Raw genomic sequence first — 24,892 nt, 5'->3', positions numbered from 1 at the left:
CGTTTAGCCTATCAAGATTCCTGCCCAATTAGATCAAAGCCATCGCGCCCGGTCCAAAGACCCATGCCCAATCCGGCTTGGGAAATTTGCCCGAGCTGCAATCCTGCCAAACCCCGCAATTGGCAAGGCGCGGCGGCGTTGTTAGGCTGAGCCTATCAAACGTTGAGGGTGATCGCATGCGCCTCGTGCTTCAGCTTGTCGCCCGTCTGCTGCTCATCGTGGCTCTGTGCCTGGGAGCTGCGACCGTATGGGCCACCTTCGACGCCTATCGCAGCGTCGACCGGGCGACCGCAGCCTCCGCGCAGCGGGTCACGCAGGCGCTGCAGGCCTTGTATTGGCATGAGTTCTTGCTGCGCAGCAGCAGAACGCGCGAGCAGCTCTTGCCGGTTCCGGAATGGCGCACGCTGGAGACGATGAAGCTGATTTCCCCGGGCGTCTGCGTCGAGTTCCAGCCGGCCATCGCATTTGAAAAGCCGCTCTGCGGCCAGAGCGAGGGGCTGGGCAAGCCCCCGCCGCGCTGGTTCGCGTCGATCGTACCGATCTTCCTCGGCAGCCACGCCGAAGTGGTGCGGCCGGTCAGCCCCCGCGCCGCCTCGGCCGGAACTGTGGTCGCAACGCCGGACGCCGCGGCCGCGATTTCGCTCGCCTGGGAGTACATCCTGAACGTGATCGACGTCGCGCTGTTGATGGCGGCGGCCATCGCGCTGCTGGCTTCGCTGGCGATCGCGCATGCGCTGGCACCGGCGCGGGCGATCGTGACCGCCCTGCAGCGCATGGCGCGCGGCCATTATCGCAGCAAGCTGCCAAAGTTCCGTTCGATGGAGCTGGCAATGATCGGCAACGCCGTCGGCGAGCTCGGCGGCCGGCTGGAGGAAGCCACCGAGCAGCGCGCCGCGCTGACGCGGCGCCTGATCGAGATCCGCGACGACGAGCGTCGTGCCCTCGCCCGCGAGCTGCACGACGAATTCGGGCAAAATCTGTCGGCCATCCTCGCTTTCGCCAACACGATCGAGACCGCGAGCGCGAAGGACGGCAAGGACGATGACATCGCTCAGGATGCCCGCATGATCTCGCAAGCCACCCATCACCTGATGGCCTCGCTGCGCGATGCGCTGAAGCGGCTGCGCAATCCCCTGCCCGAGGAACTCGGGCTCGAGGCCAGCCTCGTCAATCTCGTCGACAGCTGGCGCTCGCAGAGCGCGGCGCAGCCGACCATCCAGCTCGACCTCAGGGGCGATCTCACCGACATCAGCGGGCCGGCCGCCACCACCGCTTATCGCGTCGCCCAGGAATGCCTGACCAATGCGCTGCGCCACAGTTCGGCGCGCGAGATCTCCTTGCGCGTCGAGCGCTGCGCCGGCGAGGACGACGCGCTGCTGATCCGGGTCGAGGACGACGGCGGCGGCGATGCGGAACGCGTCGCACAGTCGGCCGGGTTCGGCCTTACCGGCATCCGCGAGCGCGTCGCGGCCGTCGGCGGATCGCTATCGATCCTGCCGGCCCGCGGCGGCCTCAGCGTCGCCGCCACCATCCCGCTCGCCGCATGAGGCCGGCATGAGCGAGGTGGCAGCAACAGGCATCTCCGTGCTGCTGGTCGACGACCATCCGATCGTCAGGCAGGGCTATCGCCGCGTGCTGGAGAGCCAGGGCGACCTCCATGTCGTGGCGGAAGCCGACAATGCCGCGGACGCCTACGGCGCCTTCAAGGCGCATGATCCTGACGTCGTCGTGCTCGATATTTCGATGCCCGGCGCGAGCGGGCTGGAGGCGATCCGCAACATCCGCGCGCGCAGCCCGCGGGCGCGGATCCTCGTCTTCACCATGCACAACGAGGCCGTGCTGGTGAAGGCCGCGTTCAGCGCCGGCGCCAGCGGCTTCGTCACCAAGAGCAGCGAGCCGTCCGCCGTGGTCGGCGCCATCCGCGCCGTCGCGCGCGGCGAGCGCGCCATGAGCGACGACATCGCGCATATTCTGGCCGAGGACAGTTTGTCGGCGGGCTCAGCGCTGGACCAGTTGGGCGAACGCGAAATCGAAATTCTGCGCCAGTTCGCAGGCGGCGCCACCACCGAGCAGATCGCAGCGCACCTCAATCTCAGTGTGAAGACGGTGCAGAACTATCACTACCTGATCAAGACCAAGACCGGCGCGCGCACCGATGCGCAACTGGTGCGGCTCGCCGCGACCTGCGGGCTGACGAGGATTTAGCAGCGGGACAGCCGCATTGCCTCGAATGACGTGAAATTTCTCATTCTGCCGAGCGGATTGGAACAGAGTCTGTTCCGTTCCGGTTAGCAGCGGAGTGAAGGAGTAGAAGGTCATGAGTAAGGGTCACCACAAGGTCGTTGCGGCTCCCTCGATCATCACCGTCGGCGAGCTCATCGATCAACTCTGCCGCCTGCCGGATACCGCGATCGTCCATTTCCGCTGCTCCATGCTCGGTCAGGAGCTGGCTTTCGAGCGTCTTCGAAAGCGGTCGAAGGACGACGTCGAGATCGCGATCAATGTCTATCCGGAGAGATCGCCGGTCCTACCGTCATCCGACGGCGCTTTCCGCACGCGATCGTCGTCGCCATCGCTTGGCAATGGCGCACTTCTCCACAAGGCGAGAGGCTGATCCGTCGCGCCGTATTGGACAGCAGCGGCGGCTTAAGAGGTCTTCAACCCGCGCAGCAGCAGCGTGAGCGTCGCATCGACGCGTGCGGGAAGATCGGCATCCTTCCACTCGTCGGCATGCGCCGGATGGTGGAAGCGGCTGGTGGCATCGTAGATCGCGCGCGCGGTGGCCTTGACGTCGTCCATGGCGAAGACGCCCTGCGCCACACCGTCGGACAGGATCGCCACCACCTGGTCGGTCAGGGTATCCTTGTGGCATTTGACGGCCGCGCAGGCCTCGCGCGCCAGCGTCAGATAGGTCTCGAACATCTCGGGGTCGTCGAGCACGCGCGACCGCTTGGCCGCGAACAGCGTGCGCAGCCAGCGCTCCAGCCTCGCCGGCGCCGGGCCCTTCTCCTCGGCAATCTGGCGCAGCGGCGCGTCGATGCGGTCCAGCCAGCGTTTGGCAACGGCCTCGCGCAGCGAGGCCTTGCTCGGGAAATGGCGATAGACGCTGCCGTGGCTGACATCGAGCGCACGGGCCACGTCGACCACGGTGGCCTTGGCAAGCCCAAAGCGCCTCAGCACGTCCTCGGTCACTTCGAGGATCCGCTCCGGCGTCAAGACAACGGCTTCATTCATGCCAGCACCATGTTCCCGTTCAGGGCTCAGTTACTCCGGCAGTAGGGCTGCTTCCGAAGCGCCCGTAGCCGGCCGGTTCGGAAAGCCTATGCCTTAATGAGGCAGTTTTGCAGCCTGCGACGCGATCTGGCGCGCCACCAGCAAATTGAGCCAATGCCCAATCACGCCGGTCAAATTGAGGATTTCGGTCGTCATCGTCTTAAGTCTCCATTCGTCCGCGGGTCCCCGTTCTTCACTCCGCCCGTCGATCCGAGCTTGGCTCGGATGTCGGGCTCCCCGGGGCTTGTCGCGGGACGCCCAATCGAAGCGTCCGAGAACGGATATACACGTCTCGCTGACAGATTTCAATATCTGTCAGTCAATGATCCGTGATTGACAGTTAATATTTGCGGCCGGCCCATGCCTCCCTTGCCAGCCGGCCGGTGGATAGCTCGGCGATCCTCCTCTCCCGGGGCCCAGACCGTTTGTTTCGCCCTGTCCGCTCTGTTAAATCACGGCGTAAAAAGCATTTTGGCCGGCGCTGCCCCCTTTCGGACCGCCCGCCCACCTTCCTGGAGCCGTCAGATGATTCCCCGCTATACTCGCCCGGAAATGGCCTCGATCTGGGAGCCGCAGACCCGGTTCAAGATCTGGTTCGAGATCGAGGCGCATGCGGCGGACGCCCTCGCCGAGCTCGGGACCATCCCCAAGGAGGCCGCCAAGACGGTCTGGGCCAAGGCCAAGGACGCCACCTTCGACGTCGCCCGCATCGACGAGATCGAGCGCGAGACCAAGCATGACGTCATCGCCTTCCTCACCCACCTCGCCGAGATCGTCGGTCCCGAGGCGCGTTTCGTGCACCAGGGAATGACCTCCTCCGACGTGCTCGATACCTGCCTCAACGTCCAGCTCACCCGCGCTGCCGACCTGCTGCTGGCCGACCTCGACAAGGTGCTGGCCGCCCTGAAAAAGCGCGCCTTCGAGCACAAGATGACGCCGACCATCGGCCGCAGCCACGGCATCCATGCCGAGCCCGTCACCTTCGGTCTCAAGCTCGCTTATGCCTATGCGGAGTTCACGCGCGCCAAGGAGCGCCTGATCGCAGCGCGGAAGGAAGTCGCGACCTGCGCCATATCCGGCGCCGTCGGCACCTTTGCCCAGATCGATCCGCGCGTCGAAGAGCACGTGGCGAAAGCCATGGGCCTCGTTCCCGAGCCGATCTCGACCCAGGTGATCCCGCGCGACCGCCACGCCATGTATTTCTCGACGCTGGGCGTGATCGCCTCCTCGGTCGAGCGCATCGCGGTGGAAATCCGCCACATGCAGCGCACCGAGGTGCTGGAGGCCGAAGAGTTCTTCTCGGAGGGCCAGAAGGGCTCCTCCGCCATGCCGCACAAGCGCAATCCGGTGCTGTCGGAAAACCTCACCGGCCTCTCCCGCATGGTGCGCGCCTATGTGACGCCGGCGCTGGAGAACGTCGTGCTCTGGCACGAGCGCGACATCTCGCACTCCTCGGCCGAGCGCATGATGGGCCCGGACGCGACCGTGACGCTCGACTTCGCGCTGGTGCGCCTGGCCGGCCTGATCGACAAGCTGCTGGTGTACCCCGCCAACATGCAGAAGAACCTCGACCGCCTCGGCGGCCTCGTGCACTCCCAGCGCGTGCTGCTGGCGCTGACGCAGAAGGGCGCGAGCCGCGAGGATTCCTACAAGCTCGTGCAGCGCAACGCGATGCCCGTCTGGCGCGGCGAAGGCGACTTCCTCCAGCTCCTGAAGAAGGACGCCGAGGTGAAGAAGTATCTCTCGGATGCCGAACTCGAGGAGCTGTTCGACCTCGGCTATCACCTCAAGCACGTCGACACGATCTTCAAGCGCGTGTTCGGCGAGAGCTGAGCAGCGCTTGCGTCGCCCGGGCGCCGCGCATGCGGCCGCCGGGGCACGCGCGATGGCGGTCTATAGTCGCTTCTGCAGCCATTTCACCAGCGCGGGGCTGCCGATGGCGGCAGTGCCGAAGGCGCACATGTTGCCGTCGACATAGCCCGCGCGGCCGCGCCCCTGCACGTAGCGCTTGCTGAAGAAGAAGGCGTGCGGCTTGTTTCCGGCGTCATCGATGAAAACGAGCTGCCAGCGCAGATCGGGCTGGTAGGACAATTGGGCCGGCGCCAGCGCTTTGACGGCCGCCGCAAGTTCGGTCGCGTCGCGTTCGGTCAGAACCAGCGTCTTGCGTTCGCTGGCGTAGCTCGAAAAATGCTCCGGCGAGATCGGAATGCTGGCGAGCAGACGATCGGAGATTTTCAGAAGATCGATCCGCTTGATCTGGCCTGCCTGGATCTTCTGACCGATCGATGCGATCGCCGCCGCGGCGGAGCCGATATCGCAGGCGAAGGCCGGGCTGGTCATGATCGCAAGGCAGGCCGCCAGCACGAGACTATCGCGTCCAAACTTCATGGCTTGCCCCGTCCCCCGCCGATTGCGGCCTCATCTTATAGTCGCCGAACGTCACGATGAAAGCCCTGCGACCATTTGCGGACTGCGATGCCGCGGAGTACGCTTGCCGTCGTCGCCCCCTGCAAACACAGAAGAAACGGACCCTTCCCATGCCCATCGTCAACCGCGTTGCCGCCCTCTCCGACGAAATGGCCGCCTGGCGCCATGACTTCCACGAGAATCCGGAATTGCTCTACGAAGTCCACCGCACTGCCGGCATCGTCGCCGACAAGTTGCGCGAGTTCGGCTGCGACGAGGTGGTGACGGGCATCGGCAAGACCGGCGTGGTCGGGGTGATCCGCGGCCGTAAATCCGCCTCCGGCAAGACCATCGGGCTCCGCGCCGACATGGACGCGCTGCCGATCATGGAGACGTCGGGCGTGCCTTACGCCTCGAAAGTCCCCGGCAAGATGCACGCCTGCGGCCATGACGGCCACACCGCGATGCTGCTGGGCGCGGCCAAATATCTCGCCGAGACCCGCAATTTCGACGGCACGGCGATCATGATCTTCCAGCCCGCCGAGGAAGGCGGCGGCGGTGGCAAGGCGATGGTCGAGGACGGGTTGATGACGCGCTGGAACATCCAGGAGGTCTACGGCATGCACAACATGCCCGGCCTGCCCGAAGGTCATTTCGCAACCACGCCCGGCGCGATGCTCGCCTCCTCCGATAACATCCAGATCACGGTCCACGGCAAGGGCGGCCACGCCGGCGCGGGCCCGCACAAATCCGTCGACAGCGTGCTGATCGGCTCGCAGATCGTGAATGCGTTGCAATCGATCGTGGCGCGCAACGTCGATCCGCTGAAGTCGGCGGTGATCTCGATCACGCAATTCCACTCCGGCACGGCCTTCAACATCATCCCTGAAGTCGCCGAGCTCGGCGGCACCGTGCGCACGCTCGATCCTGAGGTGCGCGATCTCGTCGAGCGCCGCATCGGCGAAGTCGCCGAGAGCGTGGCCCGCGCCTATGGCGGCTCCGCCGAGACGAAGTACACGCGGATGTATCCGGTGACGATGAACCATGCACGTGAGGCCGGCCTTGCCGCCGACGTCGCCCGCGACATCGTCGGCACTGAGCGCGTCAACGACAAGTTCATCCCGATGATGGGCGCCGAGGATTTCTCCTTCATGCTGGAAGCACGCCCCGGCGCGATGGTGCTGGTCGGCATGGGCGACGGCAACGAGTGCCATCACCCGGCCTACGTCTTCAACGACAACATCCTGGGTCACGGCGCCTCGTTCTGGGCGCGCCTTGTCGAGACCCGGATGCCGGCGTAACCGACACAGCAATTGCGACCCGCGGGGTGGACAAGGCGACTCGTCCGCCCTAGCTCAAGGAGCGCAGGCGGAAGCGTGCCCACCTTGCCAATGGCGGGCACGGCGCTTTGCGCCTTTGCCCGCCGTACGGCAGCGTCACCTGTGCCGCACTTACCCCTCGTACTGCAGCACGTGCATGCCGGCGTTCCAGTCGGAGACGAACATCAGCCCGTCGGGCCGCACATAGGCATCACAGGTCTTGGCTGCGAGCGCGACGTTCGGGCGGGGATCGATCAGCTTCTTCGGTGTCGGCGGCACCCAATAGGCGATCTCCTTGGGCGCGAAGGCGTCCCTGACGTCGAACACCCTGACGCCGGCATTGTTGTAGGTGGCAAAGATCGTCTCCTCGCTCTGGAACGAGCCGGGACGGTTCTCGTGCAGATTATGCGGCCCGAACGTGCCCCTCGTGCAGAAATCGCGATCGCGAGGCGTCGGCAACGTCGCGATCGGCACCGGATTTTCCGGCGCGCGCACGTCGAGCACGAAGGTGTGGAACAGGCCTTTGGCACATTGATCGGCATTCGCCTCGTCCGCGACGATCGCAAGTTGCCTCTTCGGGAGCGGCAGTGGCGTGTGCGTGCCGCCGGCGAAGGGCGGTGACCAATTGATGTGCGAGAGCAGCTTTGGATTGGCGGGATCGCTGATGTCGTGGACGGTGAAGCCGCCATCGCGCCAGGCGGCATAGCCGCGATCGCCCGCCGTGATCATGTGGTGGAGCGCAAAGCGCTTGCCTTTCGGCGTGGCCGGCTCGCCGGCTGCACGGTTCATGCCCGGCAGCCACCATTTCGCAACGATCTCCGGCTTGGTGATGGTGTTCAGATCGACCACGCAGAGAATGTGGTCGGTGAAGCCGTCGAAATGCGCCGACACATAGGCATAGCGACCGCCCGGCCACCACAGCCGGTTGATGCCGAAACCCGGCATCTCGAGAAACGCGATCTCGCGCATCTCGCCGGGCTTCGAGATGTCGTGGATCGAGAGGCCGGAGCGGAATTTCTTCGCCTTGGTAATGCTGTCGGCCAGCGTGTTCTCGAAATAGCCGCGCATACTGTCATATGACTGCATCGCAACGATATTGGCGCCGTTGGCGAGCAGCAGCATGTCTTCCGCCACCTGCAGATGGTGGGTGCGGGTGTATTGCCCTGCGGTGAAGAAATTGACCGGCTTCAGCACGCGCGGATCGGACGCGTCCAGGATCGTCACGCCGTCGCTGAACATGTGTCCGACATAAACGTGCTGGCGGTTGAACATCACCTGCACGCTGTCGGGCCGGCCTCCGATATCGTTATAGGAGACGTGCTTGATGCCCTTGCCGATGCCTTCCGGCGGAATGTCGGCATCTGCAGCCGATGCGGACCTCGACCATCCCGACAATGCGGCCGAGCCCAGCGCGGCCGACAAGTGTTGAAGGTGACGACGGCGAGAGACATGACGCATCGATTTCCCCCTGTTTTTTTGAGAGATGATGCGCGCTTGCCGCGAGGCATGCAAGCCGCGCGTCGCCGCCCTCGCCTTACGCCTGCACCACCTCGTGCCGCATCACGAAGGGTGCGAGCAGCGTGTGCACCTCGCCGGCAACCGCATCGCGCTGCTCCGGCGGCAAGCCCGCAAGCGTCACTGTCGCGATCGACCCGTGGCTGCCGTGAGCACCGACCTTCACCTTGCAATCGATGCCGCGCTCGACCAGCGGCGTGAGCACCTTGGTGAACACGCGCTCGGCCGCATCCCAGCGCAGCTGCGGCTTGAACACCTTGCCGACGCCCGTCACCGGCATCGGGTCGATCGGAATGACCTGCACCGGAACAGCGGCGCGCTCCGGCGTACGCTCGCGCACCCACGCCTCCAATTCGCCCGGCTCGACGGTCGCGCCGGGTTTCAACTGCACGTAACCAACCGGCAGTTCGCCGGCATAGGCGTCGGGCTGGCCGACCACGGCCGCGAAGCCGACCGCGGGGTGGCGGAACATGATCTCCTCGATCGGCGCCGGGTCGATGTTGTGGCCGCCGCGGATCACAAGGTCCTTGGCGCGGCCGGTGATCCAGAGATAGCCGTCGGCATCGAGGCGGCCGAGATCGCCGGAATTGACCCAGACGTCGTCGACGAAGGCACCCTTGTTGTGCTCGTCGTTGAGGTAGCCGCTGAACACGCCGGGCCCGGCCATGATGACGACGCCGATTTCGTCCGGCTTGCAGTCGCGGATCAGGCGGCCGTCGGCATCGAGCTGCACGATGCGCACGCGCGCGTAAGGCATGGGAAGGCCGACCGAGCCGAGCCGGATCGGCCGTGACGGATAGGCCAGCGTGTGTACGCTCGAGGTCTCGGTCATGCCGTAGACCTCGACCACCGGCAGCTTCAACTTGTCCTGGATGGCGGAGCCGACGGCGACCGGGATCGCCGAGCCGCCGCCGGCGGCGTATTTCAGGCTGGAGATGTCGGCATTATCAGGCGGCACCGCGAGCGTCGCGGCCAGCACCGTCGGCACGCTCGACAGAGCCTCGGGCTTGAAGCGCTCGACCAGCCTCCAGATGTTCTTCACCGCATTCGGATTGCGCCAGCCGCTCGGCGACAGCACAACCAGTGAGCCGCCGCTCGACAGCGTCAGCAGCACCTGCGTCAGCGATCCCCCGACGTGAAACAGCGGCATGCCGAACAGCAGGTTCGAACCGGGCTTGGACTTCAGCAGCAGATTGAGCGCCCAGGCCTGGTAAACCTGATTGGTGTGAGTATGCCGCACCAGCTTCGGCGTGCCGGTGGTGCCGCCGGTGTGGAAATAGGCGGCGATGTCGCTGCCAAGAATCTTGCGCCCGCTGATAAGCCGGTCCGACGGCTGCTGCTTGATCAGGTCATTGAAGGCGAAGACGCCCTTGTCCGGATCGCCGCCGCCGAACACCTGCACGATTGCCTTGAGGTGCTTCAATTGCGGACGGATCTGCTCGACCTTCTGCCAGATGTCGGTGCCGGGCATTGGCCCGAGCGCGACCAGGATCCTGGTGTTCGCAGCCTCCAGGATCTCCGCGATCTGGTGCGGCTCCAGCAGCGGATTGACGGGATTGGCGATGCCCGCCGCCTCCGCGCCGAACAGCGTCACGAAGGCGTCGGGCACCAGCGGCAGCATGAAGCTGATGACGTCGCCCTTCTCCACGCCGAGTGCGTGAAACATGTTGGCGGCCTGCGTGACGCGCGCGATGAAATCGCGGTATGTGACAACCTGCGGCGTGTCGGCGGGATCGGCGTTCTGCAGAAACTGGATCGCCGCCCCGTCAGGATTGCGCGCCGCACCCAATGTGATCGCCTCGTAGGTGCTCTCGGCCGCAACGCGCTCCGCGTAAGGGACCTGCTCGAAAGCGCGGACTTCCGCGTCCGTCAACAGATCCGGATAGTCGTTGCCGATGAGCCGATCGAGCGCGTGGATACCCGCCATGGAATTCCGTCCTCCCTCAGATGCATGCCCCGGCCGCCCTGTCTTTTGACATTTTGGTTCGGCGAGGGCTCGACCGATGGCCGGTCGAGCGGGAACAGAATGATGGATGATCGAGCGTTCGTCCATGGCCCAGCGGCCGTGGCGATCAAACTTGCCTGAGAGGTCGTTGAACCTCCGCGCCCGGTTTGGGGACCAAGAACAGGCATCAGCTTCGCCTGCCAGCGTCCTGCCGCAAGACTCGAGGTGATCATGACGAGGCCCCCGCGAAACCGCAAGACAGCGCTGATCGTCGCGCTCGCCGCTGCGGCCGCGATCGCCCTGCCCCGGGCAGCGCTCGCCGAGGACAGTCAGCTCGACAAGATGCGCGCCAAGATCGCAGCCTTCGTCGGCGACAAGATGGAAAAGCTCGGCGGCTCGCGCATCGTCTACAAGGTCGATACCGACGGCCTGCGCGAGAGCGTGATCTCGGATTTGCGCGACGACGTCTACAAAACCCTGCGCGAGAACAGGATTGCCTTCTCCGGACTTGCGATCCGCGATGGCGGCGTCGAGCTGAAGATCGCAGACGCAAGGGCCCGCGACCTGTTCGCGCGCAAGCTCGCCTCAGCCGCGGAGGGATTGCCGTCGCATGCGCTCACCGTGACAGATGGCGGCGACGGACTGGTCCGGCTGGCGCCGACCGAGGCCGCTTCCGCGGCGCAGCTGCGCGATCTCGTTGACGATTCCGTCGCCATGATCGAACAACGCCTCAAGGATTCGGGCATCAGGCTCGCCAGCGTCCAGCCCGACGGGGCCGACCGAATCCGCATCTTCATGCCGGGCGAAATGAATCCGGAGCAGACGACTGCGATCTTTGCCCGGAAGGTCAAGGTCAGCTTCCGCCTCGTCGACCTTTCGATGCCGGGCGAGCAGGCGCGATCCGGCACGCCACCCGAAGGCACCGAAGTCCTGTTCGGCTTCAAGGACAACAAGCCTTATCTCGTCGCCAAGGACAGCGCGCTCGAGGGTGACGACATCAGCCATGCGGGCCCGGGCTTTGCGACCGGCACGAAGGAGCCGATCGCCTCGTTCCGTTTCAACGGCCGCGGCACGCGGCGCTTCGCCCACGTCACCGCAGAGAACGTCGGAAGGCCCTTCGCCATCGTGCTCGACGACAAGGTCATTTCCGCCCCCGTCATCCGCGAACCCATCACCGGCGGCTCGGGTCAGATCTCCGGCAACTTCACCCTGGAGGAAGCGAGCAGCGTCGCCATGTTGCTGCGCGCCGGCTCGCTCCCCGGCCACCTTGGCCTCGTCGAACAGCGGGTCGTGCAGCCTGCCGTCAAGCCGTAGGGCGACGATCGGCCCAAGCCCCAGGCTCGTCCGGGGGCATGCAAGGTTCATTCAAGACCCGAACCGGTGCCGCCAGTTCCGAATCACGGGGCGTTGCAAGGTCATACGCACAACCAACGGGCAATTGCCGAAACGCCCGATCAGGCTAAAATTTGCCTCTTGCGGCATGACGGCCGAAGGCGTCATTCAAGCGGTCGTCATTCGATTTCGGCTATACCAATACGGACCAGGACTGAAGGCCTTACGCGGGGTTAGTACCATGCCGTCCGGCAGCGCAGACATTTCCTCGATCCTCGACCGCATTCTCGAAGCGGCCACGGACAATCTCAGGATCGCGAAGATCCTGGTCCAGATGGGGCTCGATCCCAACGACGTCACCTGGGATGCGATTTTCAACCGGCTACTGGAGATCTTCGTCCACAACATCACCCTCGCCAATATGTTCGCCGCGGTCGGGGCCGGCTTCTTCGTCGCCACCATCCTGATGCGGACGATGGTGCCGCTGCGCGTCGCCAACATGATCGGCTGCGCGTTCTTTGCCATCTTCGGCGCGCTCTCCGCCAATGTCGCGACGTTCCTGCTCTATCTCCTGATGCTCCCGATCAACGCCCTGCGCCTGCGGCAGATGCTCAAGCTGGTCAAGAAGGCGCGCCATGCGGCCGAGGGCGACATGTCGATCGAGTGGCTCAAGCCGTTCATGACCGAACGCAAATATCGCCGCGGCGACACGCTGTTCAAGCTCGGCGATCCCGCCAAGGAAATGCTCCTCACCGTCACCGGCAAGTTCCTGGTGAAGGAGATCAATGTCGAGATCGGGCCTGGCGCGCTGATGGGGGAGCTCGGCTTCCTTACGCCGGACAACCGGCGCACCGGAACGATCGAATGCATCGAGGACGGACAGGTGCTCACGATCACCTACGACCGGCTGCTCGAGATCTATTTTCAGGATCCGCAGTTCGGTTACTATTTCCTGGTGCTGACCAGCCAGCGCCTGCTGCAGAACATCGATCGGCTGCAGAACCAGCTGAACGCAGCGCGGGCCGCCACGACGAACCGGATCGCGTGACCGCGGCTCAGCTCAAGAGCAGCGCCATGCCAGGATCGGCCTTCTCCATCGCGCGCCGGTAGGCCGGCCGCGCCCCGATGCGGCCGAGATATGTCACCACGTTGGGGCAGCGCGCCAGATCATAAGGCTGGAAGTAGCGCATCGTGGTGAGCGAGAACCCGATCATGATATCGGCGGTGGTGAAGGTGCTGCCGGCGAGATATTCGGCATCGCGGACGCGCGCATCGACGAGGTCGAAGGCGCGGTCGACGCGCCCCCTGGTCGCGACCAGCATCGGATTGTCCTCGGCGAGCTTGAGCCGGCTCAGGATCATCAGGCGCCCCATGCCGGCCTGCAGCGTGCCGTTGGCGAAGTGAAACCAGTACAGAAATTGCGCGAAATCAGGATCGTCGGGGCGGAGCACGAGCCGGCCATTGCCGTATCTGGCCAAGATGTAGTCGACGATCGCACCGGACTCGGCGAGCACCAGGTCGCCGTCGGTGATCACCGGCGCCGCCCCGATCGGATGCAGCGCCTTGTAGTCGGGCGGCGCAAGCATGGTGGCGGGATCGCGAGCGTAGCACTTCAGCTCGTAGGGAATTCCAAGCTCCTCGCAGAGCCAGACGATGCGCTCGGACTGCGACCTGCCAAGATGATGGACGGTGAGCATGACGCCTCCTGTGCGCGCAAATCGGACCAGCCGGAAGGCATCCTACCGCCTCGCGCCAGGAAAGCGCGCGCGCGCCTCCCTGTCCCCCCGGAAATTTGCGGATATGACGGGCCAAGCAAGAAATCAACCGGGCCCAACGCGTTCTGGGTGCCCTCGCCGCAAAACCGCCCCAAAAACCGAATGGTAACCATGCAGGGCTAGGGTGACCGTGTGACCAATTCTCCGACGATCCTGGTATTCGATTCCGGCCTTGGCGGGCTCACGGTGCTGCGCGAGGTCGTGGCGGCGCGCGCCGATGCCCATTTCGTCTACGTCGCCGACGACGCCTTCTTCCCTTACGGCCACCACAGCGAGGACGAGATCATCGCCCGCGTCGTGCCGCTGATGGGGGAGCTGATCGGCACGCATGACCCCGACCTCGTCGTCATCGCCTGCAACACGGCGTCCACCCTGGTCCTGTCTCACCTGCGCGCCGCTTATTCGGTGCCTTTCGTCGGCACCGTGCCGGCGATCAAGCCGGCCTGCGCCCAGTCGCGGACCCGCCGCGTCTCGGTGCTCGGCACCAAGGGCACGGTGAAGCGCGAGTACACCAAGGCGCTGATCCGCGATTTCGCGCAAGGATGCGAGGTGACGCTGGTCGGCTCGCCCGAGCTCGCCTCGCTCGCCGAAGCCGCGCTTGGCGGCAATCCGATCAGCGATAACGACATCCTTGCCGAGCTCGCTCCCTGCTTCGTCGGCGATGCCGAAGACGCCGGCGCGCGCACCGACACGGTCGTGCTCGCCTGCACCCATTATCCGCTGCTGCTCGACCGGATGAAGAAGCTGGCACCCTGGCCCGTCGACTGGATCGATCCGGCACCGGCGATCGCCCGCCGCGTCTCGGATCTGCTGGGTGCGCGCAGCGGCGACATCGCGCAGGCCGGCGCCGAGATGATCTTCACCTCGAACCGCGTGCACGGCCTTTCGGCCACGCTGACGCCGTTCTTCGGCGGCCGCGTGCTGGCCTGAGCTTGCGCTGCGACGGCGCGCTGCTAGAGCGTTTTCGAGCGAAGTGGATCCCGGTTCGCGTCAAGAAAACGCGTCAAAACAAGAGTCGAGAGCCCCGTTCCGATTCCATCGGAACGGAAAAGGCTCTAGGTTTCGCCGTCGCCACCTCGCCGCAGGCCTTCCGATGCCAGTCCCGTCCACGCCGCTCAACCGTCTCCGCCAGCTCTGGCGCGAAGGCCGTCCCGCCTTCGGCGCGATCGCGACCATCCCGAGCGTGCAGATGGTGCAGATCATGGCGCGCTCGCTCGACTGGATCATCGTCGATCTCGAGCACGGACCGATCGGTCTCACCGAAGCGCATGCGATGATCGCCGCGACGACGGGCACACCGTGCACGCCCCTGGTGCGGATCGCGGCCAACGAGCCGTGGCTCGCGAAGGCCCCGATGGACATCGGCGCCTTCGGCATCAACTTTCCGATGATCACGAACCGCGCTGAAGCGGAGAAGGCGGTGCGCAGCGTACGCTATCCGCCGCGCGGCGATCGTCTCTGGGGTCCGTTCCACGCCCCGTTCCGCTGGGGCCAGTCGATGCCGGATTACATGGCCGGTGCCGATGACGAGATGATCTGCATGGTCACCATCGAGCATATCGAGGCCGTCAACCGCATCGACGAGATCATGGCCACACCCGGAATCGATGTCGCGGTGATCGGCCCCGGCGATCTCGCGACGTCCATCAACAAGCGCGGCCAGATGGACGATCCGGAGCTGCTGGAGCTGGTCGCACGGGCCGAGGCCGGCATCCTCAGAAGCGGCGTGCCGATCGGCGGCGTCGCCCGCACCGCCGATCAAGCCAACGCCCTCGTCGACCGCGGCTACCGCGCGATCGCGCTCGGCTTCGACTGGTCGCTATTCCAGCGCGGCATCATGGCCGCGTTCGACGGGATCAGGCGCTAAACGAGCCGACGACCACCTTGCCGGGAACTGGCGCGCTGCTAGGGTCGTTCCCGGGAGGAAAACAACCATGCTCAAGAAGACTTTGCTCGCTCTGTCCTTTGCAGGACTTGCCGTTGCCGCCTTCGCCCAGCAGCCCGGCATCAAACGCACCCCGCTTCAGAAAGTCGAGTTTCCGGAGGGCTATAATACCATCACCGCCATCGCGGAAGTCCCGGCAGGCGGCGCCGCCGGACGCCATACCCATCCGGGTATCGAGACCGGCTACGTGCTCGAAGGTGAGCTCAATCTCCTGATCGATGGCCAGCCCGAGAAGACCCTGAAAGCCGGCGATTCCTACCAGATCCCGGCCGGCGTCGTGCACGACGCCAAGGCGCACGGCGACAAGGCCATGAAAGTGCTCGGAGTTTACGTCGTCGACAAGACCAAGCCGCTGGCCTCCCCAGCGCCCTGATACGGCGAACCGACCGGCCCCAAGCGGGTTGGTTCGTGCTAAAGGCAGGCGGCGAGCGGGAACCCGCTCGCTGCACATTTTTTCATCCGCGGGAACCAAGCGAGCGATGCGCGGGACGCCAAAAACCATTTCGTTGCCGCGTCGCCTGATCTGCGACCTCATGCGCGCGTCGATGGACGTGCCGTTCGTGTCGCTGTCGCGTTCGCTCCATATCCGCCCCCTGCTGGAGGCCCGTGCCGCGGCGGCCGCGCCAGCCGGCTGGGCGGCGATGTTCGTCAAGGCTTTCGCCCTCGTCGCCAGGGACGAGCCGATCCTGCGCACCGTCTACGCCAAATGGCCCCGTCCCACGCTCTACGAGCTGCCGAGGAGCGTGGCGCTGGTGGCCATTGCCCGGGTCGAGGACGGGGAGGAATGCGTCATGCCGCAGCGAATCGCGGCTCCCGAGACCATGGCGCTGGCGGCGGTCGACGCCGAGATCCGGCGCGGCAAGACCGCGCCGATCGAGGACGTCCCGATGTTTCGCAAGATCATGCGGGCAACCCGCCTGCCATGGCCGCTGCGGCGCCTGTCCTGGGCGATTGGCCTCAATTTCGGCCGGCAACGCGGCAACTGGTTCGGCAGCTTTGCGGTGAGTTCGGTGGCCGCCTATGGCGGTGGCGAACTCCACCCGGTCACACCGGGCCCGTTCATCGTCAGCTACGGGGTGGTCGAGGGCGACCAGACCATCCATGTCGTGATCCGGTGGGATCACCGGGTCACCGACGCCGCCCCCATCGCCCGGGTCCTGACCCGGCTGGAACAGGTCCTGAACACTGAAATCGCTGCCGAATTGCGGGCGACCGGCGCGAAGCCGATCCGCGCGGTCGGGACCTGATTGCGGGCCATCCGCATTGACAGCGAACCCCAAACTCCCCTAAAAGCCGCCTGCTCGCGGGCCGATTTCGGCCCGCGAAGCGTTTCGCGACCCGTGGTCCCGCCCCCTATGCTTTGGGGATAGGACCTGTCGGTGCCGGACCTCAAGGTCTGTCACACAGGAGGGCGCGTTTCCTCAAACCGTGAACCCACAGAGGACGCGATGACTAAGCGCAGTGAAGCCAAGTACAAGCTCGACCGCCGTATGGGCCAGAACATCTGGGGCCGCCCGAAGAGCCCCGTGAACCGCCGCGAATACGGCCCCGGCCAGCACGGCCAGCGCCGCAAGGGCAAGCTCTCCGACTTCGGCGTGCAGCTGCGCGCCAAGCAGAAGCTGAAGGGCTACTACGCCAACATCAGCGAGCGCCAGTTCCACGGCATCTATGTCGAGGCCAGCCGCCTCAAGGGTGACACCGGCGAGAACCTGATCGGCCTGCTCGAGCGTCGTCTCGACGCGGTCGTGTACCGCGCCAAGTTCGTCTCGACGATCTTCGCCGCGCGCCAGTTCATCAACCACGGCCACATCAAGGTGAACGGCCGCAAGGTCAACATCTCGAGCTACCAGCTCAAGGTCGGCGACGTGATCGAGGTCAAGGAAGCCTCCAAGCAGCTCGCCCACGTGCTCGAAGCCAGCCAGCTCCCCGAGCGCGACACGCCCGACTATCTCGAAGTCGACCATGGCAAGATGACCGCGAAATACATCCGCATCCCAGCCCTCTCCGACGTGCCGTTCCCGGTGCAGATGGAGCCGCATCTGGTCGTCGAATTCTATTCGCGCTAAGATCTGAATATCGAAAGGCCCCGGTTCGCCGGGGCCTTTTTGCTTAAGAGCCACATTTCAGTGGCCGCAATGCTTTAGGAGCCGTCGCATGCTCTACACCCCTCCCCCGATCGATTCCAAGGCGCCGCCGGTGCGCATCAATCTGCTCTCGGACACGCAGACGAAACCGACGGCAGCAATGCGCGAGGCGATGGCGCGGGCGGAGGTCGGCGACGAGCAGGTCGGCGACGATCCGACCGTGAATGCGCTGTGCGAGCGCGTGGCCGATCTGCTCGGCAAGGAGGCCGCTGTCTACATGCCCTCCGGCACGATGTGCAACGTGACCGCGACACTGGTGCATTGCCGTCCCGGCGACGAGATTTTGGCGCATGAGACCGCGCATATCATCGCCCGCGAAGGCGGTGCGCATGCTGCGATCGGCGGTTTCCAGGTGACGCAGCTCAAAGGCCCCGACGGCCAGTTCACGCCGGAGACGTTCCGCAAAGCGCTGCACCCGCGCACGCGCTACCAGCCGCCGCAGACCGTCGTCAGCGTCGAGCAGACCGCCAATATCGGCGGCGGCACGATCTGGAAGAAGGCAGCCCTCGACGAGATCGTGGCGATCGCCAAGCAGCACGGCCTCGTCACCCACATGGACGGCGCCCGCCTGCTCAATGCGACCGTCGCCAGCGGCATCTCCCCGCGCGACATGACCGCGGGCTGGGATTCGGCCTGGATCGATTTCTCCAAAGGCCTGGGCGCGCCGATCGGCGGCGTGCTTGCGGGCTCGCGCGCCTTCATCGACGCGGTCTGGCAGTGGAAGCAGCGCCTCGGCGGCTCGATGCGGCAGGCCGGTGTCTGCGCCGCCGCCTGCATCTACGCGCTCGACCATCACGTCGATCGCCTCGCCGACGACCACGCCAATGCGCGCGCCTTGGCGCGCGGGCTGTCGCAGATTGCAGGCATCGAGGTGCAGGAGCCCGAGACCAACCTCGTGTTCTTCAAGCCCGACGGCGCCGGCGTTGCCGGCGACAAGATGGTCGCGGCGCTGCGCCAGCGCGGCGTCACGCTCGCGATGATGGACGGCCGCATCCGCGCCTGCACCCATCTCGACGTCAATGCAGCGCAGGTCGAGGAGACGATCGGCTACGTCAGAGAGATCGTGCGCGGGGCGTAAGTCCCGTAGCCCGGAAGGAGCGCAAGCGAAATCCGGGGCTCTCACTTCGCGGAAAGATCTTCCCGGATTGCGCCTCGCTCCATTCAGGCTACGAACGCGGCCATCTACCGCCCCATCGCCTGATAGATCAGCGTCTTCAGCGCCAGCTGAATGCGCCCGCGCTGCGAGGGCGTCTGCACCATGAAGATCCCGAACAGATCGTCTTCGGGATCGATGAAGAAGAACGTGCCGCCGACGCCGTCCCAGCGATATTCACCCAGCGGCCATGAGGTCGCAGGCGGCACTGACGTGCGCACGGCGAAGCCGAGGCCGAAGCCGGAACTTGCGCCCGGATAATAGGTCTGGTCACGTGCGATGCCGGTTTCCGGCCCGACATGATCCGACGCCATCAGCGCAACCGTCTCGGGCTTGAGATAGCGGCGTCCTTCATAGGTGCCGCCGTTCAGCAGCATCTGGGCGAAACGGGCATAGTCGCCGACCGTGCCGACCATGCCGGCGCCGCCCGATTCCCATCTCACGGGCCGCCTGACGTCACGCACCTGCGTCGTCGTGCTGATGCTGCGGTCCTCCGGCATCGGCTCGGCAATGCGCGGAAACTTGGCGGGATCGGCGACGAAGAACGCCGTCTCGCTCATGCCGAGGGGATCGAGCAGCCTTTCCTTTTCGAACTGGAGCAGCGACTTTCCCGAGATCACCTCGACGACGCGGCCGAGCACGTCGGTGGCAAAGCCGTAATCCCACACGGTGCCCGGCTGCTCGGCAAGCGGCAGCGTTGCGAGCTTCGCGACGAAGTCGGCGTTGGACAGGTCGCTGTTGAAGAGATCGGCCGCAGCATAGAGCTCGCGCACCCCCCTGCCGCCGGTGGCGCCGTAAGGCAGACCCGCGGTATGACGCAACAGGTCCTTGATCGTGACGGGACGCTGCTGCGGCTCCAGCGAGAGCGTGACCTTACCTCCCTCGCCCCTCCTCTCGACGGCAACTTTCATATCGGCAAAGGCCGGAATGTACTTTGCGACGGGATCGTCGAGGGCAAGCTTGCCGTCTTCGACCAGCATCATCGCCATGGCTGACGTGATCGGCTTCGACATCGAATAGAGGCGGAAGATCGTGTCCGCGCTCATCGGCTTCCCGGTGGCGACGTCGCGGACGCCGAAATTCGCATAATAGACCAGCTTGCCGTGCTGCTGGAGCAGCAGGATGGCCCCGGGAATCTTCCCGGTCGCGACCTCATTGCCGATGTAGTCGGCAACCTTCGCCAGCCCATCGGCCGAGAGCGTACGGACACTGCGGGCTTCGGAGCCGGCCTTCGCGCCGGCCACTCCGAGCAGAAGAACGAGCACCAAGATGAGCGCGCGGCGCCCGCTCATGTCACTTCTCCATGGCGTCATAGACCAGCAGTTTCAGCGTCCGCTGCACGCGCTGGCGCTCGGTCGGGGTCTGCTCCAACAGGACGAAGAACATGTCCTGCTTGGGATCGATCACGAAATAGCAGCCGGAAGCGCCGTCCCATTTCAGTTCGCCGAGATCGCCGGGCGGCGGCGGTTTTGCATTGCCGGGATCGGTGCGGACGGCAAGGCCGAGACCGAAGCCAAAACCGTCGCCGGGGAAATAGAAATAGTCGCGGTCGACGCCCGAGCCCGGTCCGATCTGATCGGTCGTCATCAGCTTGAACGTCTCGGGCTTGAGGATGGTCTTGCCGTCGAGGCTGCCGCCGTTGAGCAGCATCTGCGCGAAGCGCTGGTAATCCGCCATGGTCGTCACCATGCCGCCGCTGGCGAACTGGATCTTCTTGACCACGGTGGGGTCGTTGATCCGGCCGACCCGGAAATCCGCATCGTTCGGAACCGGCTGCGCCAGCAGTTTCTGTTTCTCGGGGGCGGTGACGAAAAAGCCGGTGTCGACCATGCCGAGCGGATCGAGCAGCTTCTCGCGCATGATGTCGATCAACGGCTTGCCCGCCGCGATCTCCATCACCCGCGCCAGCACGTCGGTAGAATGACCGTACTGCCAGAGCGCGCCCGGCTGGTTGTGAAGCGGCAGTTTTGCGATGCGCTCGGCGAACTCGGCGAGGTCGAAATCGCCGGCATAGATGTTGGCCTCGCGATAGGCCTTGCGGACCAGGCTGTCGCCATAGAAGCCATAGGTGATGCCCGAGGTGTGCGTCATCAGATCGTGCACCGTGATCGGCCGGTTCGGCGGCACCAGCTCGAGCGCCTTGGTGCCGTCCTCGGTCTTCTTCTCAACGCCGACCTTCACATTGGCGAAGGACGGAATGTATTTCGAGAGGGGGTCATCCAGCTTGATCTTGCCGTCCTCGATCAACTGCATTGCGACCACCGAGGTGATGGCCTTGGTCATCGAGAACAGGCGGAAGATGGTCTTGTCCGTGATCGGCGCCTTGCTGACCACGTCCTGTACGCCGAAGGCTTCGTGATAGACCGGCTTGCCGTGCTGCTGGATCAGCACGGTCGCACCGGCGATCTTGCCGGTCGCAACCTCGTTCTTGAAGAACTCGCTCACCTTGGCGAGCTTGTCCTGATTGAAGTGCGCGCCGGCTGGAATCTCGTAAGTGCCCTCCGCTCGTGCCAGCGATATCGCGCTGAGCGATAGCAATGCACCGCACATAAATGAGCGCAGTCCAAACTGAAAAATCATATCCCCTCCCCGGAACATGGTCCGGTCGAGTGTACCGGCCGCTGGATCAGGCACAAGGGCCGCTGTATCGCTCCATCGCCTCGGCATGCAGCCTGGCGCTGGGCTCGGCGAAGCAGCAGAACACCACGCGCGTAACGGACGGCGCGGCGGAGAGCCCTTCGATCGTCGTGCGCACGGCGATGTCGGCGGCTCGGTCGGCGGGGAAGCGGAAAATGCCGGTCGAAATCGCAGGGAATGCCACCGAGGTCAGTCCGTGCTTCCCGCACAGCTCCATCGAACGGCGATAGCAGGAGGCGAGCAGATCGTCCTCGCCCAGTGTGCCGCCGTTCCAGACCGGTCCGACGGTGTGGATCACATGGGCGGCCTTGAGCCGGTAGCCTTTGGTGATCTTGGCGTCGCCCGTCTTGCAGCCGTGTAGCATGCGGCACTCGGCGACCAGATCGGGCCCGGCGGCCCGATGGATCGCCCGTCCACGCCGCCCCCGCCAAGGAGCGACGTGTTGGCGGCGTTGACGATGGCGTCAACGCTCAGCGTGGTGATGTCTGCGACAATGACCTCGAGCTCGGCGCCGCCAATCCGGCGCGTCAGCACGGTCACGTATCAGGCCGCGACGACGACGCCCTTCTCGGTGAAGAGCTGCTGCAATTCGCCAGCCTGGAACATCTCGCGGACGATGTCGCAGCCGCCCACGAACTCGCCCTTCACATAGAGCTGCGGAATGGTCGGCCAGTTGGAGAAGGTCTTGATGCCGTTGCGCAGTTCGGCGGATTCGAGCACGTTGAGGCCCTTATAACCGACGCCGATATGGTCGAGGATCTGGACGACCTGGCCGGAGAAGCCGCACTGCGGAAATTGCGGCGTGCCCTTCATGAACAGCACCACGTCGTTCGACTTCACTTCGTTGGCGATGAATTCCTCAATGCTCATTTCGATGTCCTTCCGGGGCGGAGCCCTCACCAATCATCTCGGGCCGGCTCAGCCGATCTAACCCGATACCTGCCCATATATGTAGCCCAAACCGTTGTGCATCCAAAGTAAAATGGCGGCGACGGGGTCCCCGGCAACGGGTTTGACCCCAGCCAAGTCCATAGGCTGATGACATCAATATCATCGCAGGAGAGGACTTTCATACCGTAACGGAGCCCCTATCTAGGACGAACCCTGGTTTTGGAACCGGGCAACGCCAACAACGTTCTCTTGTCCTGTCTGGAGAAAAACGTGACGAAACAAGCCTCCGCCACGGCCACTGCCCCGCTTTCGTCACCGTCCGGTCAGGGCGGCCTTGCCCAGAGGCTTCGGGACGCCTTTGTCGCCGTCCGCGATGAGACCGAACGCCGGGCCGCGTCGCTCTCGCCGGAGGACCAGCAGATCCAGTCCATGCCGGATGCGAGTCCGACGAAATGGCATCGGGCCCATACCACCTGGTTCTGGGAGCAATTCCTGCTCGGCGAGCACGTTGCTGGCTATCGGCCCTTCCACCCCGATTTCGCATTCCTGTTCAATTCCTATTACGTCAGCGCCGGCCCGCGCCATGCCCGCAATCATCGCGGCGACATCACCCGTCCGAGCGCCGATCAGGTCGGGGCCTACCGCCGCTATGTCGATGCGGCCGTCGTCAGATTCTTCGGCGAGGCCGCCGCGGACAAGCTGCGCGAGATCGCGCCGCTGGTCGAGGTCGGGCTCAACCACGAGCAGCAGCATCAGGAATTGATGTTCACCGACATCCTGCATGCCTTTGCGCAGAACCCGGTCTATCCGGCCTACGACCCGGACTGGCGCTTCCCCTCGGCAACGCGCGCCGGCGAGGACTGGCTGGCGCTGAACGAAGGCATCCACACGGTCGGTCATGCCGATGACGGCTTTCATTTCGACAACGAGAGGCCGGCCCATCGCGCCCTGGTCGGCCCGGTCAAGATCGCACGCAATCTCGTCACCAACGGCGAGTGGCTCGCCTTCATGCGCGACGGCGGCTACGCGAAAGCAACGCTTTGGCTGATGGACGGCTTTGCCGCAGCCAGCAAAGAGGACTGGCAGGCCCCGGGCTATTGGCGCGAGGTCGATGGCGCATGGCAGGTGATGACGCTGGCCGGCCTCAAGCCGGTCGATCCCGCCGCGCCGGTCTGCCACGTCAGCTATTACGAGGCCGACGCCTATGCACGCTGGGCCGGAAAGCACCTGCCGACCGAAATGGAATGGGAGGTCGCCGCGCGCGCAGGTCAGCTCAACGACGCCTTCGGCATCGTCTGGCAATGGACCCGCAGCTCCTACTCGCCCTACCCGGGCTATCGCGCCGTCGAAGGCGCGCTCGGCGAGTACAACGGCAAGTTCATGGTCAACCAACTGGTCTTGCGCGGCTCCTCGCTTGCAACTCCGGAAGGCCACAGCCGTATCACTTATCGTAACTTCTTCTACCCGCACCACCGGTGGCAGTTCACCGGGCTGCGGCTCGCCGACTACGCGTAAATTCTCATCCGACGACAAATGCGCGCCGGACAGCGCGTTCAGGAGAGTATCATGAATGTGCACGCCAGCGCTTTGGCCGAAGCCCATCTCCCCGACGAGCAGACCACCGCTTTCGCCCGCGAGGCGATCGACGACCTCTCGCAGCAGCCGAAGAAGCTGTCGCCGAAATACTTCTATGACGCGACGGGATCGGAGCTGTTCGAGGCGATCACGAAGCTGCCGGAATATTATCCGACGCGAACCGAGCTGGCGATCCTGAAGGAGCGCGGCAGCGAGATAGCAAAACTCATTCCGGAGCATGCGGCGCTGGTCGAGTTCGGCGCCGGCGCGACCACGAAGGTCCGCCTGCTGCTGGGCCAATGCAAGTTCGCAGCCTATGTGCCCGTCGACATCTCCGGCGACTTCCTGAAGGCGCAGGCCAACGGCCTGAAGCGGGACTTCCCCGCGCTCGGCATCTACCCGGTCGCCGCCGACTTCACGACGCCGTTCGAGCTGCCGAGGGCGGTCGCGTCGATGCCCAAGGTCGGCTTCTTCCCGGGATCGACCATCGGCAATTTCGAGCCGCATGAGGCGCAGGCCTTCCTGAAGAGCGCGCGCCAGATCCTTGGCAAGGGTGCTCAGATGATCATCGGCGCCGACCTCGAGAAGGACGAGCGCGTGCTGTTCGACGCCTATAACGACGCCGCCGGCGTCACCGCGCGCTTCAACCTCAATGTGCTCGTGCGCATCAATCGCGAGCTCGGCGGCAATTTCGACTTGTCCGCCTTCACCCATCGCGCGATCTATAACCGCGAGCGGCACCGCATCGAGATGCACCTGTTCAGCAAGAAGAACCAGACGGTGCGCCTTTTGGGTACGACCTTCTCGTTCCGGACCGGCGAGAGCATCCACACCGAGAACAGCTACAAATACAGCATCGAGCGTTTCGCCGCGCTGGCGCAAGGCGCGGGCTGGCGCGTGCGCGAGAGCTGGACGGATGCGGCGAAGATGTTCTCGGTGCATGCGCTGGAAGTGGCGGAGTAAGCATGCTCGCGCCTGACGC

Annotated in this window: 23 protein-coding genes and 1 pseudogene; 15 read left to right on the top strand and 9 right to left on the bottom strand. The window is 64.9% G+C overall.

Going from position 1 to position 24,892, the window contains the following annotated elements; translation table 11 throughout:
- Positions 1-176: 176 nt before the first annotated feature.
- The 3 genes from CO669_RS04105 (at position 177) to CO669_RS04095 (ending at position 2,614) form a co-directional block, all read left to right on the top strand.
- Complete coding sequence (locus CO669_RS04105; RefSeq protein ID WP_097658229.1) at positions 177-1,547, top strand: sensor histidine kinase; 1,371 nt, start codon at positions 177-179, stop codon at positions 1,545-1,547.
- A gap of 7 nt (positions 1,548-1,554) precedes the next feature.
- Entirely contained in the window at positions 1,555-2,205 is a 651-nt protein-coding gene (locus CO669_RS04100; RefSeq protein WP_097658227.1) for a response regulator, read from the top strand.
- Positions 2,206-2,317: 112 nt separating this feature from the next.
- A complete protein-coding gene (locus CO669_RS04095; protein WP_097658226.1) occupies positions 2,318-2,614 on the top strand; it encodes a hypothetical protein in 297 nt (98 codons plus the stop codon).
- A 32-nt stretch (positions 2,615-2,646) separates the two neighbouring features.
- On the opposite strand, the gene CO669_RS04090 is transcribed toward CO669_RS04095, so the two are convergent.
- Positions 2,647-3,234 (bottom strand): TetR/AcrR family transcriptional regulator, encoded by a 588-nt coding sequence (locus tag CO669_RS04090; RefSeq protein WP_198963824.1) that lies wholly within the window; start codon positions 3,232-3,234, stop codon positions 2,647-2,649.
- A 564-nt stretch (positions 3,235-3,798) separates the two neighbouring features.
- Between CO669_RS04090 and purB the strand changes: the two genes are divergently transcribed.
- Positions 3,799-5,106: an adenylosuccinate lyase gene (purB, locus tag CO669_RS04085; RefSeq protein ID WP_097658222.1), complete on the top strand. Its 1,308-nt coding sequence runs from the start codon at positions 3,799-3,801 to the stop codon at positions 5,104-5,106.
- 60 nt (positions 5,107-5,166) lie between these two features.
- On the opposite strand, the gene CO669_RS04080 is transcribed toward purB, so the two are convergent.
- Entirely contained in the window at positions 5,167-5,661 is a 495-nt protein-coding gene (locus CO669_RS04080) for a hypothetical protein (protein WP_097658220.1), read from the bottom strand.
- 149 nt (positions 5,662-5,810) lie between these two features.
- On the opposite strand from CO669_RS04080, the gene CO669_RS04075 reads away from it, so the two are divergent.
- Positions 5,811-6,980, top strand: a complete 1,170-nt coding sequence (locus tag CO669_RS04075) for a M20 aminoacylase family protein (protein WP_097658218.1) — start codon at positions 5,811-5,813, stop codon at positions 6,978-6,980.
- Between the two features lie 150 nt (positions 6,981-7,130).
- Here the strand turns inward: CO669_RS04075 and CO669_RS04070 are convergent, their stop codons facing one another.
- Both CO669_RS04070 and CO669_RS04065 read right to left on the bottom strand, forming a co-directional pair.
- A complete protein-coding gene (locus CO669_RS04070; RefSeq protein WP_097658216.1) occupies positions 7,131-8,456 on the bottom strand; it encodes an LVIVD repeat-containing protein in 1,326 nt (441 codons plus the stop codon).
- A 76-nt stretch (positions 8,457-8,532) separates the two neighbouring features.
- On the bottom strand, positions 8,533-10,440 hold the full coding sequence (locus CO669_RS04065; RefSeq protein ID WP_097658214.1) for an acyl-CoA synthetase: 1,908 nt from the start codon (positions 10,438-10,440) through the stop codon (positions 8,533-8,535).
- Between the two features lie 249 nt (positions 10,441-10,689).
- On the opposite strand from CO669_RS04065, the gene CO669_RS04060 reads away from it, so the two are divergent.
- Both CO669_RS04060 and CO669_RS04055 read left to right on the top strand, forming a co-directional pair.
- Entirely contained in the window at positions 10,690-11,772 is a 1,083-nt protein-coding gene (locus CO669_RS04060) for a SecDF P1 head subdomain-containing protein (RefSeq protein WP_097658944.1), read from the top strand.
- A gap of 259 nt (positions 11,773-12,031) precedes the next feature.
- Positions 12,032-12,838, top strand: a complete 807-nt coding sequence (locus CO669_RS04055; protein WP_198963823.1) for a Crp/Fnr family transcriptional regulator — start codon at positions 12,032-12,034, stop codon at positions 12,836-12,838.
- Between the two features lie 7 nt (positions 12,839-12,845).
- Here the strand turns inward: CO669_RS04055 and CO669_RS04050 are convergent, their stop codons facing one another.
- Positions 12,846-13,487, bottom strand: coding sequence for a glutathione S-transferase family protein (locus CO669_RS04050; protein WP_097658210.1), 642 nt, complete (start codon positions 13,485-13,487; stop codon positions 12,846-12,848).
- 210 nt (positions 13,488-13,697) lie between these two features.
- Here CO669_RS04050 and murI point away from each other — a divergent pair, with 210 nt between their 5' ends.
- The 6 genes from murI to CO669_RS04020 all read left to right on the top strand — a co-directional run bounded on the left by murI (position 13,698) and on the right by CO669_RS04020 (position 18,732).
- A complete protein-coding gene (murI, locus tag CO669_RS04045; RefSeq protein WP_097658208.1) occupies positions 13,698-14,495 on the top strand; it encodes a glutamate racemase in 798 nt (265 codons plus the stop codon).
- A 163-nt stretch (positions 14,496-14,658) separates the two neighbouring features.
- Positions 14,659-15,432, top strand: a complete 774-nt coding sequence (locus CO669_RS04040) for an HpcH/HpaI aldolase family protein (RefSeq protein WP_097658207.1) — start codon at positions 14,659-14,661, stop codon at positions 15,430-15,432.
- A 67-nt stretch (positions 15,433-15,499) separates the two neighbouring features.
- Entirely contained in the window at positions 15,500-15,883 is a 384-nt protein-coding gene (locus CO669_RS04035) for a cupin domain-containing protein (protein ID WP_097658205.1), read from the top strand.
- Positions 15,884-15,989: 106 nt separating this feature from the next.
- Complete coding sequence (locus tag CO669_RS04030; RefSeq protein WP_097658202.1) at positions 15,990-16,757, top strand: acyltransferase; 768 nt, start codon at positions 15,990-15,992, stop codon at positions 16,755-16,757.
- Between the two features lie 201 nt (positions 16,758-16,958).
- A complete protein-coding gene (rpsD, locus tag CO669_RS04025; RefSeq protein WP_063195345.1) occupies positions 16,959-17,576 on the top strand; it encodes a 30S ribosomal protein S4 in 618 nt (205 codons plus the stop codon).
- An 88-nt stretch (positions 17,577-17,664) separates the two neighbouring features.
- Positions 17,665-18,732, top strand: a complete 1,068-nt coding sequence (locus CO669_RS04020; protein ID WP_097658201.1) for a threonine aldolase family protein — start codon at positions 17,665-17,667, stop codon at positions 18,730-18,732.
- A 104-nt stretch (positions 18,733-18,836) separates the two neighbouring features.
- On the opposite strand, the gene CO669_RS04015 is transcribed toward CO669_RS04020, so the two are convergent.
- The 4 genes and pseudogenes from CO669_RS04015 to grxD form a co-directional block, all read right to left on the bottom strand.
- Positions 18,837-20,099, bottom strand: a complete 1,263-nt coding sequence (locus tag CO669_RS04015) for a serine hydrolase domain-containing protein (RefSeq protein WP_198963822.1) — start codon at positions 20,097-20,099, stop codon at positions 18,837-18,839.
- A gap of 1 nt (position 20,100) precedes the next feature.
- Entirely contained in the window at positions 20,101-21,387 is a 1,287-nt protein-coding gene (locus CO669_RS04010; RefSeq protein WP_198963821.1) for a serine hydrolase domain-containing protein, read from the bottom strand.
- Positions 21,388-21,433: 46 nt separating this feature from the next.
- A pseudogene (locus tag CO669_RS04005) lies at positions 21,434-21,984 on the bottom strand (O-acetyl-ADP-ribose deacetylase).
- Between the two features lie 3 nt (positions 21,985-21,987).
- Positions 21,988-22,314 (bottom strand): Grx4 family monothiol glutaredoxin, encoded by a 327-nt coding sequence (grxD, locus tag CO669_RS04000; protein ID WP_018316580.1) that lies wholly within the window; start codon positions 22,312-22,314, stop codon positions 21,988-21,990.
- 240 nt (positions 22,315-22,554) lie between these two features.
- Between grxD and egtB the strand changes: the two genes are divergently transcribed.
- Both egtB and egtD read left to right on the top strand, forming a co-directional pair.
- Complete coding sequence (egtB, locus tag CO669_RS03995) at positions 22,555-23,850, top strand: ergothioneine biosynthesis protein EgtB (RefSeq protein ID WP_198963820.1); 1,296 nt, start codon at positions 22,555-22,557, stop codon at positions 23,848-23,850.
- A gap of 51 nt (positions 23,851-23,901) precedes the next feature.
- A complete protein-coding gene (egtD, locus tag CO669_RS03990) occupies positions 23,902-24,873 on the top strand; it encodes an L-histidine N(alpha)-methyltransferase (protein ID WP_198963819.1) in 972 nt (323 codons plus the stop codon).
- Positions 24,874-24,892 lie beyond the last annotated feature (19 nt).

This window comes from Bradyrhizobium sp. Y36 (assembly GCF_002531575.1).
Taxonomy (GTDB): domain Bacteria; phylum Pseudomonadota; class Alphaproteobacteria; order Rhizobiales; family Xanthobacteraceae; genus Bradyrhizobium.
This window is presented reverse-complemented; position numbering and strand designations above follow the sequence as displayed.

What these genes read in the sequence shown, in the direction of transcription:
- CO669_RS04105 (WP_097658229.1), top strand. Translation starts at nt 177, where the DNA reads ATGCGCCTCGTGCTTCAGCTTGTCGCCCGTCTGCTGCTCATCGTGGCT.
- CO669_RS04100 (WP_097658227.1), top strand. Translation starts at nt 1,555, where the DNA reads ATGAGCGAGGTGGCAGCAACAGGCATCTCCGTGCTGCTGGTCGACGAC.
- CO669_RS04095 (WP_097658226.1), top strand. Translation starts at nt 2,318, where the DNA reads ATGAGTAAGGGTCACCACAAGGTCGTTGCGGCTCCCTCGATCATCACC.
- CO669_RS04090 (WP_198963824.1), bottom strand. Translation starts at nt 3,234, where the DNA reads ATGAATGAAGCCGTTGTCTTGACGCCGGAGCGGATCCTCGAAGTGACC.
- purB (WP_097658222.1), top strand. Translation starts at nt 3,799, where the DNA reads ATGATTCCCCGCTATACTCGCCCGGAAATGGCCTCGATCTGGGAGCCG.
- CO669_RS04080 (WP_097658220.1), bottom strand. Translation starts at nt 5,661, where the DNA reads ATGAAGTTTGGACGCGATAGTCTCGTGCTGGCGGCCTGCCTTGCGATC.
- CO669_RS04075 (WP_097658218.1), top strand. Translation starts at nt 5,811, where the DNA reads ATGCCCATCGTCAACCGCGTTGCCGCCCTCTCCGACGAAATGGCCGCC.
- CO669_RS04070 (WP_097658216.1), bottom strand. Translation starts at nt 8,456, where the DNA reads ATGCGTCATGTCTCTCGCCGTCGTCACCTTCAACACTTGTCGGCCGCG.
- CO669_RS04065 (WP_097658214.1), bottom strand. Translation starts at nt 10,440, where the DNA reads ATGGCGGGTATCCACGCGCTCGATCGGCTCATCGGCAACGACTATCCG.
- CO669_RS04060 (WP_097658944.1), top strand. Translation starts at nt 10,690, where the DNA reads ATGACGAGGCCCCCGCGAAACCGCAAGACAGCGCTGATCGTCGCGCTC.
- CO669_RS04055 (WP_198963823.1), top strand. Translation starts at nt 12,032, where the DNA reads ATGCCGTCCGGCAGCGCAGACATTTCCTCGATCCTCGACCGCATTCTC.
- CO669_RS04050 (WP_097658210.1), bottom strand. Translation starts at nt 13,487, where the DNA reads ATGCTCACCGTCCATCATCTTGGCAGGTCGCAGTCCGAGCGCATCGTC.
- CO669_RS04040 (WP_097658207.1), top strand. Translation starts at nt 14,659, where the DNA reads ATGCCAGTCCCGTCCACGCCGCTCAACCGTCTCCGCCAGCTCTGGCGC.
- CO669_RS04035 (WP_097658205.1), top strand. Translation starts at nt 15,500, where the DNA reads ATGCTCAAGAAGACTTTGCTCGCTCTGTCCTTTGCAGGACTTGCCGTT.
- CO669_RS04030 (WP_097658202.1), top strand. Translation starts at nt 15,990, where the DNA reads ATGCGCGGGACGCCAAAAACCATTTCGTTGCCGCGTCGCCTGATCTGC.
- rpsD (WP_063195345.1), top strand. Translation starts at nt 16,959, where the DNA reads ATGACTAAGCGCAGTGAAGCCAAGTACAAGCTCGACCGCCGTATGGGC.
- CO669_RS04020 (WP_097658201.1), top strand. Translation starts at nt 17,665, where the DNA reads ATGCTCTACACCCCTCCCCCGATCGATTCCAAGGCGCCGCCGGTGCGC.
- CO669_RS04015 (WP_198963822.1), bottom strand. Translation starts at nt 20,099, where the DNA reads ATGAGCGGGCGCCGCGCGCTCATCTTGGTGCTCGTTCTTCTGCTCGGA.
- CO669_RS04010 (WP_198963821.1), bottom strand. Translation starts at nt 21,387, where the DNA reads ATGATTTTTCAGTTTGGACTGCGCTCATTTATGTGCGGTGCATTGCTA.
- grxD (WP_018316580.1), bottom strand. Translation starts at nt 22,314, where the DNA reads ATGAGCATTGAGGAATTCATCGCCAACGAAGTGAAGTCGAACGACGTG.
- egtD (WP_198963819.1), top strand. Translation starts at nt 23,902, where the DNA reads ATGAATGTGCACGCCAGCGCTTTGGCCGAAGCCCATCTCCCCGACGAG.